This is a genomic window from Acetobacter fabarum, assembly GCF_011516925.1.
Lineage (GTDB): Bacteria > Pseudomonadota > Alphaproteobacteria > Acetobacterales > Acetobacteraceae > Acetobacter > Acetobacter fabarum.
The window spans coordinates 1-16,279 of the sequence record NZ_WOTG01000010.1; the positions used below are offsets into that span (position 1 = coordinate 1).

A 16,279-nucleotide genomic window follows, 5' to 3' on the forward strand; every position below is an offset into this window, starting at 1 on the left:
GCGCCCATAATTCCAGTGTCTCTTCAACAGAGGCACCACCGGTCATCATATCCTGAATCATGGTTACCCATAGAGTCAGAACTCAATACAAAATGCAACTGTAGTGCTAGGCAGGTGCTTCTGGCCCTCCAGCCTGCGTGGGTTGAGGCACTATACCTGCCGGGGTTACCTTGCCATGCTCAGCCCGCCGGAGCGGGCGTGGTGGCAGGCGCTGCCGGGGCTGGTTTGGATGTGCCGGGGGCCGCAAGAGGGGCATTATCCCGGCCGGAATAGCGGTCAATAATCTGCTTTGTGGCGGCGGCGGCTTCCTGCGCTGCTGCTACGGCCACATCCCCCCAATACTGGTCGAGCGAATGGGCGTCTATGTCATGTAGTTGCGTGGCGGCTCCGGCTTCCTTGCCGTTTGCATCCACAACATGCCAGACAATTTCGATATGTTCCTGAGGGTGCCCCGTAGTGCCAGCTGGGCCGGGCGTGAGCTTTACGGTGGTGCTTACAATAAAGTCGGCATTTTTGGCCGAGTTCTGGATTGTATCTTCACTATCCCGGAACGAGGCGGCAAAGGCTTGCGCCAGTGATGTGTTGCCATCGCCCGGAGCGCCGGTAACGCCTGTAAAATACACCCGCGCGGCCCGGTGCTTAAGGCTGTGTGGGTCCTTGTCCATATCATCAGCCTGAATACCCGTCAGCACCGCGGCAATGCGGCTTGCCGCATCCTGCGCAACCAGCGTGAAGAATGGCCCGTTCCCCGCAGACCATTGCTCCACTGGAACCGGCTGGCCCTCCTGCGTGGCGCGAACCGTGTTTTTGGGGGTCATGACCGTATAAATGGGTACAACCTGCCCGTTGCGCAGCTCGGCCCGCATGTTCAGCCACCAATCCCCCTTGCGTGTGGGCTGGGCAATGGCTGGAATGGTCTGCTGGAGAAGTGCCTGTGCGACATCCTTGGCCCACAGGCTGGCATTGGCGTCGGAGAGTAGGGCATTGGGTGGGGTGGGTACATCCAGCCGTGCAGGGGGCGCATTGGTAGCCAGTCCCGGCCCGTTTTTGCCTGAATGTGCAAACGGGTGTGGCACATCAAGGCAGCCGCCCAGCAAAAGCAGGGCGGAACAGGAAAAGGCTAGGCGTAAAGGCTGCTGGCGGCGTTTCATCCGTTACGGGTTCCCGTGGCGATAACAGAAATCTGGTGTCCAATGGGGCCGCCCCCCGCCAGCGTGCGCCGCCGGTGGCTGAAAAAACGTGTCTCGTCACTCAGTGTGTCCACGCCCAGAGCGGCTACATGTTTGAGCCCTGCACGTTGCAGGCGAAAAACACACCATCCGGCCAGATCAAACTGGTAATGGCCTGCCTGTTTGCCGGGGGCAAAAAAACGGGCAGCCTGTTTGTCAGCGCTTGTAATGGCGGTGTGCATGTCCTCGGCTGTTTCATAGCTTTCCTGCGCAATGCAGGGGCCAACTACGGCGCGTATATCTTCCCGCACGGCACCAAGGGGGAGCATGGCCTCTATTGTTGCTTCCAGCACACCACTTAATGCACCGCGCCAGCCTGCATGGGCCGCGCCAACAACGGTGCCCTGTGCAGTGCTGAACAGGACCGGGGCACAGTCTGCCGTAATCACCCCTATGGCCAGTGCGGGGTTGCTGGTTACCAGTGCATCTGCCTCAGCGCCGGTGCCCGCAGGCCACGGGCTGGTAGCCGTCACAACGACTGGGCCATGCACCTGTGTTACACCCAGCAGGCAGTCTGCCTGCACACCCATATGGCTGGCAACAAGCTGGCGGTTGCGTGCCAGATTTTCTGCGCTGTCCCCTGATCGGGTGGAGCAGTTCAGGCTGGCATACGGGCCGCTGGACACACCGCCTTCACGCGTAAAAAAGCCATGCCGGGCTTGCCCCAGCAGGGGGCTGGTCAGGGGTGCCAGACCAGTGGGGGCGGTGGAGGAGCAGCTCATGCAACCGGACCTTTCGTAAAGCCGGGAGGCGTAGGCAGGGAGGGGCTGGCCAGCGCCATGACCTTGAACAGATGCCCCATTTTATCTGGTGCGACCAGCCGGTTTGCGGCCGAACGCAGCATGGCTGCATCCTGTGGTGCGGCGTTGCGTGCCAGTTGCTCGGTGCGTTCCATAATGCCCAGATGCTGCAAAAAATCACCCTGATCTTCGGTCCCGTAAGTGGCGGCCTCGCCTTTGCGGGCTACGGCCAGCAGGGCTGTAAAATCGACATGGGTGGTCAGGTCTGCCTCACCTTCCTCCGCCTGAAGCGGATGGGTCGGGCGGGCATGGCGCAGCGCCTGAAGCGAATCCCCGGTGGAGCTTGTGTTGTGCCCATAGTCAATAAACAGCGCCACACCGGGGGAATGGGTAAACCTGTGGGCAAGGCCACGCACAATATGCTGGGCCTGTTCGCAGACTTCCACAACCGTATTGGGTTCGAGCACACGGCTGTCCGGCAGGGTAGGCGGGGGGCAGGCGATCAGCTCCAGCGTCTTGTTGGCCACATAATGCTCATGCCAGCCCGTGCTGGTCTGGATGAACTGCCGCACGGGCAGGGCGTCCAGAAACTCGTTGGCCAGCAGGATCATGGGGCTGGCGGGTATGTCCTCGACGTGTTTGTGCCACACGGGCTGCGTGTAAGGCTGCAGTATTTCTGCCTGCACCTGCCGCAGCCGGGGGGATGTTTCGACCAGATGCACACTGAGCGCCTGCGCCATGGCAGGGGCCTGACGGGTGATGACACGCAGGGCATCGGCCATGAGTGTGCCCCGCCCTGGACCTGCTTCGGCCAGAATGATCTTGGCGGGGCTGCCCATGCCCTGCCACACCGTAATGGCCCACGCCCCCAGCAGTTCGCCAAAAACCTGAGAAATTTCTGGCGCGGTAATAAAGTCCGACAGGAACGGTGTCTCGGCGTAATACTGGGCGTTTACCCGTGCCATAAAGTGGTCAAGTCGCTCTGCGTGGTAGATGTGTGGTGCCATAGGTCCGTTCAGTTTTTTTCAGCGGGTTGATCTTGCGGGTCGGGCAGGCCGACGTAAATGGGCTGGCGGCGGGCGTACAGCATCAGGCCAATGCCTGCGACCAGCATGGGCAGGCAGAGCAGCTGCCCCATGGTAATGCCGCCGGGCAGGTAGCCGAGAAAGGAATCCGGCTCGCGAAAGAACTCGCAAAAGGATCGTGCACAGCCATATCCTGCCAGAAACATGCCAGCCAGAAAACCGGGATGTTCCCGTACCGACAGACGGCGGGAGGCGGTAAACAGGATTAAAAACAGCAAAAGCCCTTCGGTCAGGGATTCATAAAGCTGGGAAGGATGGCGCGGGATTGGCCCCCCGGTAGGGAAAATCATGGCCCAGGGCAGGCTTGCCGGGGCCTCGCGGCCCCAGAGTTCCCCGTTAATGAAGTTGGCCAGACGCCCCAGCCCCAGCCCGATGGGAACAGCCACGGTCACGCGGTCTGCAAAAGCCAGAAAGTTTAGCTTATACCGCCACGTAAACAGCACCATGGCGGTAATGACCCCGAGCGCGCCCCCATGGAAGGACATGCCCCCATGCCACACTTCCAGTATGGAAAGCGGATGGCTGAGGTAATAGCTGGGCTGGTAGAACAGCACGTAACCAAGCCGCCCGCCCACAAGCACGCCAATGGTGACCCATGTTAAAAAGTCGTCCGCCAGTTCTGTTGTGCCAGCCCGCGGGCGCAGGGCCAGCAGCTTACGGAGCAGCATGATGCCCAGCACAATGCCCAGAATATAAGACAGCGCATACCAGCGAACGGCCAATGGCCCGAAATGCACCAGCACCGGGTCGAACTGTGGAAACATCAGAACAGGAAGCATGGAAAGGTCAATCCGGTGCGTGAGGGGCCAGAGGTCGGGGCGGCCTGCGCTTGGGTGGACCAGAGCAGGAACCGGCCCACCAAGGGGTGGGGCTTAGGCGGGACTATAAAGGGCGTGCCTGTTCCCTCCAACCCAGCAAATGCGCGGCAGCGTATTTGAACGCGCAAAAACAGGGCAATAAGCTGGTAGTCAGGGCGGTGTCAGTTTTCTATCATGCCCGCTATTATCCCTTTTTGAGAAGACAGAAGGTTTTTACCCATGAGCGATGAAATTACGGTCGTTGCCGTTCTCAAGACCAAAGTGGGCTGTGAGGATGCGGTTGCAAAAGCCATGGCGGCCTGTGCACCCGCGTCGCGCGCGGAGGCTACAAACCGCCAGTATGTTCCCAACCGGGATCTGGATGACCCGCAGACACTGATTTTTATTGAACGCTGGGCCAGCCGGCAGGCTCTGGCTGACCATATGGAAACACCGCACTTCAAACAACTGGCTGCCGCACTGGAAGGCAAGCTGGAAGCGCCCTTGCAGGTGCATATTCTGCAACCTGTCGCCTGAAGCCAAAAAGCCCCCGCGCTCCCCGGCAAAAGGGAGCGCGGGGGTTGTGACTAACGCAGGACAAACTGCTGGATAACCACCAGCACTCCCATGCAGAAGGTCAGGAACAGGCTGTGCTTGAATGTGCGCGCCAGCACAACACCCTCCTGCCCTTTGAGTGAGGTTACGGATACACCGGTAGTAATGTTCTGGGGTGAGATCATCTTGCCCATGACCCCGCCAGAGGAATTGGCCGAGGCAAACAGAACCGGGTCAAGCGAGAGCTGGTGGGCGGCAGCCACCTGAAGGTTGCCAAAGAGCGCATTGCCCGATGTGTCGCTCCCGGTCAGGAAGACAGCCACCCAGCCCAGAAAGACCGAAACAAGCGGGAAGAACATGCCGGTGGAAGATACCGCATAGCCCAGCGTGTAGGTCATGCCCGAATAGTTCATCAAAAACGCCAGACCAATGGTCAGTGCTACGGTTACAACCGCCAGCCATGCCTGCCGCACGGTGGTGACAATGGCCGCACCAAACTGGCGCAAGGTAGTGCGGGTGAGCAGGGCGCTCAGAATGGCGGAAACCAGAATGGCCGTGCCCGTGCCAAGGGGTTCAAACTTCCAGACCGCAGCATAAACGGATTTGTACAGCGATATGAAAACAGCATTGTCCAGCCCCGGCCAGTGTATGGGCAACGCGCCAATACGGGCAACGTGCAGTGCGTCCCACGCGATAACAACGGCAATAACCGTAACCCACGGAATCCAGCCCTGCCAGAGCGGCACGGGGGCTGCGTTGGCGGGTTTTTCCGCATTTATCCGGCTAAGGTCTATGGCATATGCCGGGTCCGGCGCAGGCTGCCAGAAGCGCAGGAACACAATGCTGGCCACAAGAGATACGCTGGAAGACAGCACATTGCTCAGGCTGTACAGCCCCGCGCCGGAAATGACGAGCAGGGTCAGGGCAAAGCTTCCACCAGCTACAAGCAGAATGGGCCATGTCTGCCGTATGGAGCGCCACCCACCGTAAAGCGCCATAACATAAAACGGAATAAGGCAAGCAAAGGGGGTCAGCTGGCGGCCAATGGTTGCACCAAGCACATCTGGCGGCAGCCCGGTAATGGAGCCCAGCACGGTTACGGGGATGCCCAGGCCCCCAAAAGCCACGGGTGCTGAATTGAAGATGAGCACATAGGTTAGCGCATCCAGTGCGGGAAAACCCAGCATGATCAGCAACGCACTTGTAATGGCAACGGGTGTGCCAAACCCGGCAACCCCTTCCAGCGCTGCGCTGAAGCAGAACCCAAGCACGATCAGGATTATGCGGCGGTCATTGGGGACATGCCGGATAATCCAGCCCCTGAACGCATCAAACCGGCCGTTATGTACGGCAACGTTAAACAGCAGCAGGGCGCACAGCGCGATCCACATGACCGGCAGCAGCGAAAAAACCATGCCGTTGGTTATGCTGGCCACAGCCAGTGCAGGGGGCAGGCCCCATAGGCCAATGGCAATAACCAGCCCCACGGCCAGCCCCCCAAGGGAGGATTGCCAGGCGGGACGGCGCAAAACCCCCATAAGGAACAGGGTAACAAGAATGGGGCAGGCTGCAACAATAAAGGAAAGCAGCAGGCTGTGACCCACAGGAGCAAGAGGCTGTATGAACATGATTGTTCTCAAACAAGGCGTTGTACCTCTCTCGTGATGGAGAGAGCGTTTGAAGTAACGCGTGCTCCTGTGTGAAGATGCAATAAAATTTCGTGTTATATCATGCACGGTGTTCCTGCGAGCCGCCTGCGAGTGCGGTTTTTGCCGTGCAAACCCGCGGCCACATGCTGCGTTCGGGTTAACATGGATTAAGTGTTGTGCGTTGTACGGAGGGCGGAGTTATGGGGTCACGAAGAATATGGGTGGCGGGCGGTGCGCTGGTTGCGTTGGCTGCCGTGGTTGGTGGGGGTGTTCAGTATTCCCGCACAGAGCGGGCAAGGCTGGCTGTGGAGCAGGGTATGGGGCCTGCCCCCGAATTGCCCGCACCTGCGCCAAGGCTGTTGCCTACGGTTAACATTGCCAACCCCATAGGCTGGGACAAGGGGGAACACCCAACCCCTGCCCCCGGGCTTGATGTTGCGGCTTTTGCATCGGGGCTGGATCATCCGCGTTGGCTCTATGTCCTGCCCAATGGGGATGTATTGGTCGCCCAGAGCAACTCTCCGGGAACGGATATACAAACATTCAAGAACCGTATTGCCAGTTTTGTTATGGGGGCTGTTGGCGCGGGGGAACCCAGCCCCAACAGGATTATGCTCCTGCGTGATGAAAAAGGGCAGGGGAGAGCAACACTGCAAACGGTCCTGCTGGACCATCTCTACTCCCCATTTGGCATGGCGCTGGTCGGGAATGACCTTTACGTGGCAAACGCCAATGCCATTGTAAAATTCCCCTACCATCCGGGGGATACGCATATTACGGCCGAACCTGTAAAAGTGGCTGATCTGCCCGCAGGGTATAACCACCACTGGACCAAAAACATTCTGGCCAGCCCGGATGGGCGTTTTTTATATGTGACCGTCGGCTCCAACAGTAATGTGGCCGAACACGGCATGGCGGTGGAGGAAGGCCGCGCACGGATTGACAGGCTGGACCTACAAACCGGAAAGCTGGAGCCATATGCAACAGGTTTGCGTAACCCGAATGGCATGGGGTGGGAGCCCAAAACCGGTGCCTTATGGGTGGCAGTCAATGAACGTGATGAAATTGGCAGTGACCTTGTGCCGGATTACATGACATCGGTGCAGGAGGGAGGGTTTTACGGCTGGCCCTATAGTTATTACGGCCAGCATGTAGATGTGCGGGTGAGCCCACCACGCCCCGATCTGGTCGCTACCGCATTGGTGCCTGATTATGCGCTCGGCCCGCATACCGCATCCCTCGGCCTGACATTTACAGATACCGCACGGCTTTTGCCTGAAGCCATGCGTCAGGGGGTTATGGTTGGGCAGCACGGGTCTTGGAACCGGCGGCCCAAAAGTGGTTACAGGGTCATTTATGTTCCCTTTAACGCGGGCAAACCCGATGGCGCTGCACAGGAAGTGCTGACAGGCTTCCTCACCCCTGATCAGGAACATGTGCATGGGCGGCCTGTGGGCGTGGCCATTGACCAGAATGGCGCGCTCCTTGTTGCCGATGATGTGGGGAATACCATCTGGCGCGTGACCGAAGCGCCCTGAGTAGTTCAGGGCGGGGGGCGTGTTTGGTTTTTTGTGTCCTTGCGTCCGGGGCGGGATAATGAAACTCTGCAGGCATGAAATTGGCGGAATGTTTGTATTTCCGCCGTTTTTTGCAATGTGGGGCGCTTAAGCCCCGTATAAGGGGTCTTTTATGAAATCCGTCCCACGTCTTGTTGCTGCTGTTTCCCTGCTTGCTCTGGCGGCATGCCAGACGCCAGCACCGCAGGTTCCGGCCCCACCTGTGCCGGTTAGTGGTGCATTAACGCAGCACCAGCCGCTAGCTCCCGCGTTGGGGGTTACGGGGAGTGGTCCGGCTTTTAGCATTAAGTATCTGTCCACCAATGGGGTGTCAGGTGTTGGGCTGGTGCCGGTTACGGGGGTTGTTATTTACCCTGCGGGCCCGGCCCCACAGGGTGGCTGGCCTGTTGTGGCATGGGCACACGGTACGGTGGGGGTTGCCAATAGTTGCGCGCCCTCTCTCAACCCCCGCTCCACACGGGACCAGACATATCTGAGTGAGTGGCTGCGCCGTGGGTTTGCTATTGTCGCAACCGATTATCAGGGCTTGGGGAGCGATGGCACACACCCGTACCTGAACGCTCGGACAGAAGCTTACAGTGTGCTTGATGGGGTAAAGGCTGCACTGGCCGGTCTGCCCGACCTGAGCAACAATATCATGATTGTGGGGCAGTCGCAGGGGGCGGGGGCGGCTTTTGCCTCCGCGGCGTATGCCCCGGCATACGCTCCGGCATTGCATGTGCGTGGGGTGGTGGCCACGGGTATTCCCTACATGTCGCCCGAGGTTATCAAGGCCGTGCTGCATGCCAAGCCGCAGAACAGTGCCAGCGGCATAGACCCGGTTGTTGCTTATGCCTTGCTGATTGGCGCATCCGAGGCCGGGCTTAACCCTGCGTTCAATCCGGAGCAGGCCTTTACGCCGCGCGCCATGCCCGCATTCCATGCTGCATCGGAAATATGCGCTCGTCCGTTGATGGAGCGCATAAAAACCGAAGGGCTGACGCGGGCCAATGCGTTTGAGCCAACTCTGCCACAGGCTTTGGCACCGGCGTTTAAAGGCATGCTGTTCCCTACGCTCAAGCTTGATGTGCCATTGTTCGTTGGCATTGGCATGACAGACAGGGACGTAGCACCCCAGGGGCAGCTTATGCTGGTCAAGGATGCCTGCAAGGCGGGCACAGTTGTGCAGGCTCATCTGTATAAGGGGCAGGACCATTCTCAGGCTGTTCTGGCATCCATGGTGGATTCCGCGGCCTTTACAGCAGCGGTTATGAGCGGCCAGCCCGTTCAGGCGGTATGCACGCCCGTTGCGCAGTAAGGTTATGTAAACAGCAGGCATAAACCGGAACATTACGCAGTGTTCCGGTTTATCCAGAATATGAGCGGGGATTTCAGGTGGTGCAGGTGCATGCCACGGTGTAACGCCCTTGGAACCCGCTTGTGGCCACAAAGCCAGAACAGTGCAGGCCTGAATTGGCAGCGTTGTTCCGGTGTGAACAGAAACAGCAAAACTGTTGTCTGTTTCAGGAATTTTCTATTTTAAGGAAAGTGTGGTGCACCCGAGAGGACTCGAACCTCTAACCCCCAGATTCGTAGTCTGGTGCTCTATCCAGTTGAGCTACGGGTGCGCCGTGAGGGGGTGTTTAGCCGAGCATCCGGACCTCGGCAACCCCTAAAAATGATATTTTTGATTTTTTTTCTAATTTCGGTTCAAAAAGTTATCCAGCGGGTGGTTTTCCGGGCGGCGGAGTATGATGTGCGCGCGGCAGGTGGGGGTGCCGTAAACACCTTCAAACGTGTCGTCTATCGGGTGGGCCTCAAAAACAATGGGTAGGGGCTGCTTGCGGGCATCGGTCAGAATAAGCTGGGCGTGGTAGTGCTGGCGCTCCTTGTTGGGGACACCATGCAGGACCAGGTTGCCCATCTGGGGCACAAAAATCATGCGCTTGGGCTGGATCTGCATATAGGATAGCCCTTCGGTCGGGCAGTCGCGGCCTTTGTCTGTTACCAGCATGCCTGTCCAGTCCCCATATGGGTCATTGGCAGCGGAGGTGGCGGCCTGTGCGGGGCTCAAGGCTGCCAACCCCATGCCCAGCAGGGCAGCGTATCCGCATAACTGCAAGTGTCTGGCGTTCATGTTTGGTGCTCTCCTGTGCTGTCAGCCTGAATCTGGGGTGATAAGCAGGTTGTGGCAAGCCCGGGTGGAAAACAGATTTGCTCGTTATTCTGGCTTTTATAGGGTGACGAGGCCGCCGCATGGCTTTATATCCGCTGTCATACTTACTTAGTGGTGGGCCTTGAGCGTGTTTGTCGCCACTGCACAAGAAAGCCAACCCTGACGCAGACCAGAAAGAACCATGACCCATGTCCGATGCCGCTCAACCCGTTTCACCTGTTGTGCTGGATGAAGCCTTGCACCATGACCGTATTCTGATTCTGGATTTTGGCAGTCAGGTTACGCAGCTGATTGCCCGCCGTGTGCGTGAAAGCGGCGTGTATTGCGAAATCTGGCCCTTTACGACAGATGCTGAAAAAATACGTTTTTTTGCTCCGCGTGGCATTATTCTGTCCGGCGGCCCGGCCAGCGTAAATGGGCCTGACGCCCCCAGAATTCCGGATGTGGTGTTTGAGATGGCAGTGCCCGTTCTGGGTATCTGCTATGGTCAGCAGGCCATGTGCAAGCAGCTGGGCGGGGAAGTGGAAAGCGGGGAACACCGCGAGTTCGGCCGCGCCTTTGTTGATATTGTAGAAGATTGCGCCCTGTTCCGTGGGGCATGGGCACGTGGTGGGCGTGAACAGGTCTGGATGAGCCATGGGGACCGGGTGGTGGCATTGCCGCCGGGGTTCCGTACGGTGGCGGTCAGCCAGGGGGCACCGTTTGCGGTGATCGCAGATGAAGGGCGTCGCCTTTACGGTGTGCAGTTCCACCCCGAAGTTGTGCATACACCGCACGGTGCAGCACTGCTGGAAAACTTTACGCACAACGTGGCAGGCTGCTCTGGGTCATGGACCATGGCGGGTTTCCGCGAAATGGAAATTGCCCGTATCCGCGCTCAGGTGGGGACCGGCAAGGTAATCTGCGGCCTGTCCGGTGGTGTGGATTCCTCCGTTGCTGCCGTGCTGATCCACGAAGCCATTGGCGAACAGCTTACCTGCATTTTTGTCGATCACGGCATGCTGCGTGCAGGGGAGGCGGATGACGTTATCAAAACCTTCCGTGGCCAGTTCAACATCCAGCTTATTCACCGGGATGCGTCTGACATCTTCCTGAGCGCGCTCGACGGCGTGACAGACCCGGAAATCAAGCGCAAGACCATCGGCCGTTTGTTTGTGGAAGTGTTCGAGGAAGAAGCGACCAAACTTGGCGGCGCGCAGTTCCTTGCTCAGGGCACACTCTACCCCGATGTGATCGAGAGCGTGAGCTTTACGGGTGGCCCGTCTGTTACCATCAAGTCCCATCATAACGTTGGTGGTCTGCCCGAACGCATGAACATGCAGTTGGTGGAACCGCTGCGTGAACTGTTCAAGGACGAAGTGCGCGATCTGGGGCGTGAACTCGGGATTCCGGAAGTTATTGTCGGGCGGCATCCGTTCCCCGGTCCGGGGCTTGCCATTCGTATTCCCGGGAACATCACGCGTGAAAAGCTGGATCTGCTGCGCAAGGTGGATACCGTTTTTCTGGAAGAAATCCGCGCAGCCGGTCTGTACGATGCCATCTGGCAGGCTTTTGCCGTGCTTCTGCCCGTGCGCACCGTGGGCGTTATGGGGGATGGCCGGACGTATGATCAGGCCTGTGCCCTGCGTGCCGTAACCAGCACAGACGGCATGACAGCAGATGTTTACCCGTTTGACATGAGCTTCCTGACCAAAGTGGCCGGGCGGATTGTTAACGAGGTCCGCGGCATTAACCGTGTGACATATGACATCACCTCCAAACCCCCGGGCACGATTGAGTGGGAATGATCCCGCATCTGGCATAGGGTGGCATCACCTGGTATGAAAGTGCCTTAAAGCCCGCAGAAATGCGGGCTTTTTTGTTTTTTGGTCCGGCATTGTCTGGCACCGAACGGTATCGCCAAGCAGTTATTTTTTATGGCATAGTGCGTGGCACTGACTGAGTCTGATGCCATGATTTTTGTTGATACCATGTCGGACACTTTGTGGGTGTCATGGTATTAATTTACCATAACTGATTGGATAAAAAGATATTTTTCTGATTATTCTGGCAGTTTTTGATCATGGTATCGTTATGTGGGTGCCACGAACCGATGCTGACCGATACCAAACTGCGCAACCTCAAGCCGATGGATAAGCTTTACAAGGTGAATGACCGCGATGGGTTGTACGTTGCGGTTACGCCTGCGGGGAGCATTTCGTTTCGCTACAACTACGCGATCCACGGCAGGCAGGAGACTTTGACTTTCGGGCGGTACGGAGTTGGAGGCATCACTTTGGCCGAAGCCCGTGAGCAATTAGGAGAGGCTAAAAAGCTGATTGCAGCAGGTAAGTCACCTGCGAAGGAAAAAGCTCGCGAAAAGGCGCGTATCAAGGGCGTGGAGACGTTCGGAGCGTGGGCCGAGAAGTGGCTGCGCGGATATCAGATGGCGGACTCAACTCGTGACATGCGCAAATCCGTCTACGAGCGTGAACTGAAGCCTAAATTCGCCAGTCAGAAGCTTGTGGAGATTACCCATGAAGACCTGCGGGCGCTGACTGACGCCATCGTCGAACGTGGCGCTCCGGCGACTGCGGTCCACGCAAGAGAGGTGATGTTCCAGGTCTACCGGTGGGCTATCGAACGAGGGCAGAAGGTCGAAAATCCGGCTGAACTGGTTCGTCCGACCAGCATAGCAAAATTTGAGCCGAGGGATCGTGCTCTGACGCCTGAAGAGATCGGCATGATGTATCAGTACATCGAGCGCATTGGCACGACCCCCTCGATCCGGGCCGCAGCCAAGCTGCTTTTGCTGACGATGGTCCGAAAGAGCGAGTTGACCAACGCAACGTGGAGCGAGGTCAATTTTAGTCAGGCGCTTTGGACGATCCCTAAAGAGCGGATGAAGCGGCGTAATCCCCATTTGGTATTTCTGTCGCGACAGGCGCTCGATATTTTCATTGCCCTGAAGACGTTTTCCGGGGGCTCAGATTATATATTGCCGTCCCGCTACGACACCGATCAGCCGATGAGTAGTGCCACGCTCAATCAGGTACTCACGCTGACCTACAGGCTCGCTCAGAAAGAAGGAAAGCCGCTTGCAAAATTTGGTCCTCATGATTTGCGAAGGACGGCAAGCACTCTGCTGCATGAGGCAGGTTACAATACTGACTGGATCGAAAAGTGCCTTGCCCATGAACAGAAAGGCGTAAGAGCAGTCTATAATAAAGCGGAATACCGCGAGCAGCGAACAGCAATGTTACAGGATTGGGCTGACATGATTGATGAATGGACACTCAGGCAGCGGTGACATTAGCGTTATTCAGCTGATTTCTTGGCGCGTCGTCTGATAGCTGCTGAAACTGCCTGGCGAGATACGCCAAGGTGACGCGCTATTTCAGCCTGATTCATAGTCCCTTGAGTTAGAAAATCGCCGATCCTGCTAGTGGGCGATTTAAGGACCTGAAGTTGGCGGCGAGCTTCTCTCCTGACGTGAGCATGGCTTTCAATATCCCATGTTGGGTGAGAACCGGCGTTAATGACTTGGCTCCAGATTTTCTCAATAAAATCATGATACTCTAATATGAAGCGTCTATCTCGCTGGTAAGCGCGACGGGCATCATCGCTGCGTCTTGGATTATGTGTTTCGCAATAGAGCTTGCTGGGTTTTGCATCTCCGTCTGTCTGCCCCGGTAGTCTAGTGGTCCAAACGGGCTCACCATGCCGAGCCCATTCTGCAAATAGCATTTTTCTTTCAATTTGTTCTCGAAAGCCATCTACAGATCGATCTCCCTGCATTTCAGGAATATCGCAGTAGTGCATCAACATGCGGGCTGCCTCATAGGGGCCAAATTTGCCTTCGCATGCCTGCTCATAACGCAAGGCTAATGCATCAGCTCTTTCCTGAGCTGCGGCATATATAGTCTCTCTCCGCGATACAACTTTGGCATTTCCTCTTTGGAGGCGTTTAACGACCTTTGGTGCCTCTAAAATCGCTGAATATTCAGTAGGTTTTTCGCAGAGTTCGCAGAAACACCATGAATAACTGTCACTGAGCTTGGCTTTGATGCGACCTGAGGAAGTTTCAGACTGTGAAACCATACGTTCAAGATACGGATCAAAAGCGTCCTGCATCTTCATGCTCTTTTTCATCATGCCACTATATCCTGAATGACAACTAGATTCTAACTATTTTTCAGGTTCCTGCGGGCACTGGCCGGTATCGTCAAGCATCTGCACGATATCAAAGGAAAGTGACCATGGAGGGAAAAGTAAAAAGCAAAACGCTTATCGACCGGAAAAAGCTTCATGCAATGATACCGTTGGCCGAGCGCACTATTTTTAACATGGAGCAGAGAGGAGATTTTCCTCGCCGTATTGCTCTTACCAGTCGAAACGTCGCTTGGGACCTGGCTGAAATTGAGGAGTGGATCGAGGCACGCAAGGTGTCTGGTGTCGTAGCCTCTCGTCCTGGGCCGGTATGACAACCCAAACTGTAGCGATTGATGCAGGTGAGCACTGAGTCCCCTGATCTCGTGGATAAAAAACCGACAGCCAATTGTGTCATCCACGAAGATCAGTCTCAACGACGAGGGGCATATCGACATACTGGACAACCGGGCCAGGGCAGCCGTTCTCGCGAAACGGCATCATTGCTTTCCACTGATGGTAGTCGGTCTTCAGAAGGGGATGATGCGCAATTCGATTTTTTGGTGCCATCCTTGGTCGACGTTGGCACCAGAGATAGCCGTAGCCTGATGGACGTGGCTTTGTTTCGCGTATCTAAAGGCAAGAAGCGGGCAGGCGGGATGATCCATTATAATTTGCCGAATGGCTACGTGGAGGTCAAAGCTGGCCCTGACGGAATGGCATCGGTCTGGGATTATGATATTGTTTTAATGCTTGTTTCCCACCTGACGGAAGCAATGAATCGCTATCGAGACGGCAAGGGAAAGAAGCCGGGGCGTGTGTTTCGGCCTCGGATCGGCGACATTCTTAGGTTTTGTCGCAAGAGCAATGGTTCGCGGCAGTTTGCTGAGGTTGAGGCGGCGCTCGACCGTCTTCAGGGAACGATCATAAAGAGTGTGCGAGAAACGTCGCGTTTCGATGGGCGTGTGTTACGCACAGTTGAATCTGAGGGGCTAATCAGTTCGTATGCCGTTATATCGCGCACTGACACTGGGAGAGTAGCCTGTGTCGAGATTGAAGTTCCGAAATGGATTTACAAGGAAGTTACTGACGGTAAGCGGCCGGACGTCCTGACAGTCGATCCTGCCTATTTTCTGATTTCCACGGGTATTGGACGTTTTATCTACCGATTGGCACGTCAAGCTGCCGGTAAGGAGCAGGCAAGATGGAGCTTCCAGACAATTTACGAACGCAGCGGTAGCGTCAGTTCATTAAAAGAGTTCAGCCGTATCCTCCGTAAGATTATCGCGGCCAATGACCTGCCTGATTACGTCTTGCGAGAAGAGGTGGGGCAGAGGGGGCCTCAACTGATAATGCTTCATCGAAAAGCAGCTTTCGATGAACTTCTGGCTGGTGCCAATGAGGTAGTCGATAGGACGGTTTTGGGTGGGGCGATAAGTGATCAGACCTGTGGATAGGCCGTCTATTACACACTGATCACCGTCTATCGCACACCGTTTACCGTCTATTACACACCAGATGCCGTCTATCGCACACCGGACAAACTTATAACTATTTGATATAATTGAATAAAAATGCGTTTTTCGCGACTAAAACTTTAAAACTATATAAAACTCTTAAAACCCCCCTTGGGTGTGGATAACTCGTCGACCAGTAAGTGCCTGAAGCTGCCAAAATGGGATGAGGGTTTCTGTGCGGATGTGGCATTGGCCTCCCGAACGTCCATGAGGCATCTCGTACGTGCACCGGAGCAGAGAAAAGCTCAATCTTTCGGCGCAGGGCTGAGCCAGTGTCTGATTTTATCGGGATCTGGATCCGGATCAAAGTGGACGGGACGAGCCGTAAAGGAATGACGTTTGGGAGAGGGTTGTTCTTCAACTGTCGAGCGAGGAGTTGCGACGAGGTTAGGTATCGGCTGAACATTGGTTGAACGCGCCACAGAGGGCTGCACGATGAACTTCTGGATATGCCGAGTGAACTGGCTGTAGCTCATTAGCAGAGCATCATGATGCTTTTGGAAAATATCCGTTCTGTTGTAGCCTTGTTCCAACTCTTTGGTGATGACGTCCTTCAGGGCGATAAATCTGACCCGCGCCATACCTTTTTTGCTTGGCGTCATTGAAACGTCTCTTCCTTTCCAAAAGAATGCCTCTCTTCCGTCGATGTGTTTAAACGCATCGGTCTGAGGCTATCATGAAGCGAAAATAAGCTAATACAGGCAATTAAATGCAATTATATGCGAACATAAGCAATAACCTATTGTTCTGTTATTTTTGCATATAATTGCACAAAATTGCATAATCTCTGAAAGCAAGATAGGTTGCCGTAGACACGGCAACGGCGCTTACCCTGGATTTTCTGAGG

General features: G+C 56.2%; 15 protein-coding genes and 1 tRNA gene. 7 read left to right on the plus strand and 9 right to left on the minus strand.

Translation table 11 applies throughout. The features are described 5' to 3' along the window. Nucleotides 1-179: 179 nt before the first annotated feature. From GOB83_RS10865 to lgt, 4 genes are read right to left on the minus strand one after another with little or no spacing between them, the layout of a single operon-like run. The gene (locus GOB83_RS10865) at nucleotides 180-1,151 is read right to left on the minus strand and encodes a hypothetical protein (protein ID WP_165926064.1); all 972 of its coding nucleotides are present in this window, start codon (nucleotides 1,149-1,151) and stop codon (nucleotides 180-182) included. Continuing rightward, nucleotides 1,148-1,951, minus strand: coding sequence for a peptidoglycan editing factor PgeF (gene pgeF, locus GOB83_RS10870; RefSeq protein ID WP_095349573.1), 804 nt, complete (start codon nucleotides 1,949-1,951; stop codon nucleotides 1,148-1,150). The genes GOB83_RS10865 and pgeF overlap by 4 nt, the downstream gene beginning before the upstream one ends. After that, on the minus strand, nucleotides 1,948-2,976 hold the full coding sequence (locus GOB83_RS10875; RefSeq protein ID WP_086646227.1) for a class I SAM-dependent methyltransferase: 1,029 nt from the start codon (nucleotides 2,974-2,976) through the stop codon (nucleotides 1,948-1,950). Before GOB83_RS10875 ends, pgeF begins: the two co-directional genes overlap by 4 nt. An 8-nt stretch (nucleotides 2,977-2,984) precedes the next feature. Then, nucleotides 2,985-3,833: a prolipoprotein diacylglyceryl transferase gene (gene lgt / locus GOB83_RS10880; protein WP_086646226.1), complete on the minus strand. Its 849-nt coding sequence runs from the start codon at nucleotides 3,831-3,833 to the stop codon at nucleotides 2,985-2,987. Nucleotides 3,834-4,091: 258 nt separating this feature from the next. On the opposite strand from lgt, the gene GOB83_RS10885 reads away from it, so the two are divergent. Continuing rightward, nucleotides 4,092-4,388, plus strand: a complete 297-nt coding sequence (locus GOB83_RS10885) for a putative quinol monooxygenase (protein WP_165926065.1) — start codon at nucleotides 4,092-4,094, stop codon at nucleotides 4,386-4,388. Between the two features lie 50 nt (nucleotides 4,389-4,438). Here the strand turns inward: GOB83_RS10885 and GOB83_RS10890 are convergent, their stop codons facing one another. Further along, a complete protein-coding gene (locus GOB83_RS10890; protein WP_165926066.1) occupies nucleotides 4,439-6,034 on the minus strand; it encodes an L-lactate permease in 1,596 nt (531 codons plus the stop codon). A 221-nt stretch (nucleotides 6,035-6,255) separates the two neighbouring features. Between GOB83_RS10890 and GOB83_RS10895 the strand changes: the two genes are divergently transcribed. Next, entirely contained in the window at nucleotides 6,256-7,593 is a 1,338-nt protein-coding gene (locus tag GOB83_RS10895; protein WP_165926067.1) for a PQQ-dependent sugar dehydrogenase, read from the plus strand. Nucleotides 7,594-7,744: 151 nt separating this feature from the next. Next, nucleotides 7,745-8,929, plus strand: coding sequence for a lipase family protein (locus GOB83_RS10900; protein ID WP_086646222.1), 1,185 nt, complete (start codon nucleotides 7,745-7,747; stop codon nucleotides 8,927-8,929). 233 nt (nucleotides 8,930-9,162) lie between these two features. On the opposite strand, the gene GOB83_RS10905 is transcribed toward GOB83_RS10900, so the two are convergent. Then, nucleotides 9,163-9,239 (minus strand) — tRNA-Arg (locus GOB83_RS10905). Nucleotides 9,240-9,310: 71 nt separating this feature from the next. Next, entirely contained in the window at nucleotides 9,311-9,748 is a 438-nt protein-coding gene (locus tag GOB83_RS10910; protein WP_165926068.1) for a hypothetical protein, read from the minus strand. A gap of 227 nt (nucleotides 9,749-9,975) precedes the next feature. Here GOB83_RS10910 and guaA point away from each other — a divergent pair, with 227 nt between their 5' ends. Together guaA and GOB83_RS10920 are read left to right on the plus strand one after the other, a co-directional pair. Beyond that, nucleotides 9,976-11,574, plus strand: coding sequence for a glutamine-hydrolyzing GMP synthase (gene guaA, locus GOB83_RS10915; RefSeq protein WP_165926069.1), 1,599 nt, complete (start codon nucleotides 9,976-9,978; stop codon nucleotides 11,572-11,574). A 305-nt stretch (nucleotides 11,575-11,879) separates the two neighbouring features. Continuing rightward, the gene (locus GOB83_RS10920; protein ID WP_165926070.1) at nucleotides 11,880-13,076 is read left to right on the plus strand and encodes a tyrosine-type recombinase/integrase; all 1,197 of its coding nucleotides are present in this window, start codon (nucleotides 11,880-11,882) and stop codon (nucleotides 13,074-13,076) included. An 8-nt stretch (nucleotides 13,077-13,084) separates the two neighbouring features. On the opposite strand, the gene GOB83_RS10925 is transcribed toward GOB83_RS10920, so the two are convergent. Then, nucleotides 13,085-13,921, minus strand: a complete 837-nt coding sequence (locus GOB83_RS10925; RefSeq protein WP_198912003.1) for a MarR family transcriptional regulator — start codon at nucleotides 13,919-13,921, stop codon at nucleotides 13,085-13,087. Between the two features lie 104 nt (nucleotides 13,922-14,025). On the opposite strand from GOB83_RS10925, the gene GOB83_RS10930 reads away from it, so the two are divergent. Together GOB83_RS10930 and GOB83_RS10935 are read left to right on the plus strand one after the other, a co-directional pair. Next, nucleotides 14,026-14,250 carry a helix-turn-helix transcriptional regulator gene (locus GOB83_RS10930; RefSeq protein WP_165926071.1) on the plus strand — a complete coding sequence of 75 codons (225 nt, stop codon included), beginning with the start codon at nucleotides 14,026-14,028 and terminating at the stop codon, nucleotides 14,248-14,250. A gap of 27 nt (nucleotides 14,251-14,277) precedes the next feature. Further along, nucleotides 14,278-15,372, plus strand: coding sequence for a replication initiator protein A (locus GOB83_RS10935; protein ID WP_338420631.1), 1,095 nt, complete (start codon nucleotides 14,278-14,280; stop codon nucleotides 15,370-15,372). 305 nt (nucleotides 15,373-15,677) lie between these two features. Here the strand turns inward: GOB83_RS10935 and GOB83_RS10940 are convergent, their stop codons facing one another. Beyond that, nucleotides 15,678-16,034, minus strand: a complete 357-nt coding sequence (locus tag GOB83_RS10940; protein ID WP_165926073.1) for a TraK family protein — start codon at nucleotides 16,032-16,034, stop codon at nucleotides 15,678-15,680. Between the last annotated feature and the right edge of the window lie 245 nt (nucleotides 16,035-16,279).

Coding starts and splice junctions, on each gene's coding strand:
- GOB83_RS10865 (WP_165926064.1), bottom strand. CDS start 1,151: ATGAAACGCCGCCAGCAGCCTTTACGCCTAGCCTTTTCCTGTTCCGCC.
- pgeF (WP_095349573.1), bottom strand. CDS start 1,951: ATGAGCTGCTCCTCCACCGCCCCCACTGGTCTGGCACCCCTGACCAGC.
- GOB83_RS10875 (WP_086646227.1), bottom strand. CDS start 2,976: ATGGCACCACACATCTACCACGCAGAGCGACTTGACCACTTTATGGCA.
- lgt (WP_086646226.1), bottom strand. CDS start 3,833: ATGCTTCCTGTTCTGATGTTTCCACAGTTCGACCCGGTGCTGGTGCAT.
- GOB83_RS10885 (WP_165926065.1), top strand. CDS start 4,092: ATGAGCGATGAAATTACGGTCGTTGCCGTTCTCAAGACCAAAGTGGGC.
- GOB83_RS10890 (WP_165926066.1), bottom strand. CDS start 6,034: ATGTTCATACAGCCTCTTGCTCCTGTGGGTCACAGCCTGCTGCTTTCC.
- GOB83_RS10895 (WP_165926067.1), top strand. CDS start 6,256: ATGGGGTCACGAAGAATATGGGTGGCGGGCGGTGCGCTGGTTGCGTTG.
- GOB83_RS10900 (WP_086646222.1), top strand. CDS start 7,745: ATGAAATCCGTCCCACGTCTTGTTGCTGCTGTTTCCCTGCTTGCTCTG.
- GOB83_RS10910 (WP_165926068.1), bottom strand. CDS start 9,748: ATGAACGCCAGACACTTGCAGTTATGCGGATACGCTGCCCTGCTGGGC.
- guaA (WP_165926069.1), top strand. CDS start 9,976: ATGTCCGATGCCGCTCAACCCGTTTCACCTGTTGTGCTGGATGAAGCC.
- GOB83_RS10920 (WP_165926070.1), top strand. CDS start 11,880: ATGCTGACCGATACCAAACTGCGCAACCTCAAGCCGATGGATAAGCTT.
- GOB83_RS10925 (WP_198912003.1), bottom strand. CDS start 13,921: ATGATGAAAAAGAGCATGAAGATGCAGGACGCTTTTGATCCGTATCTT.
- GOB83_RS10930 (WP_165926071.1), top strand. CDS start 14,026: ATGGAGGGAAAAGTAAAAAGCAAAACGCTTATCGACCGGAAAAAGCTT.
- GOB83_RS10940 (WP_165926073.1), bottom strand. CDS start 16,034: ATGACGCCAAGCAAAAAAGGTATGGCGCGGGTCAGATTTATCGCCCTG.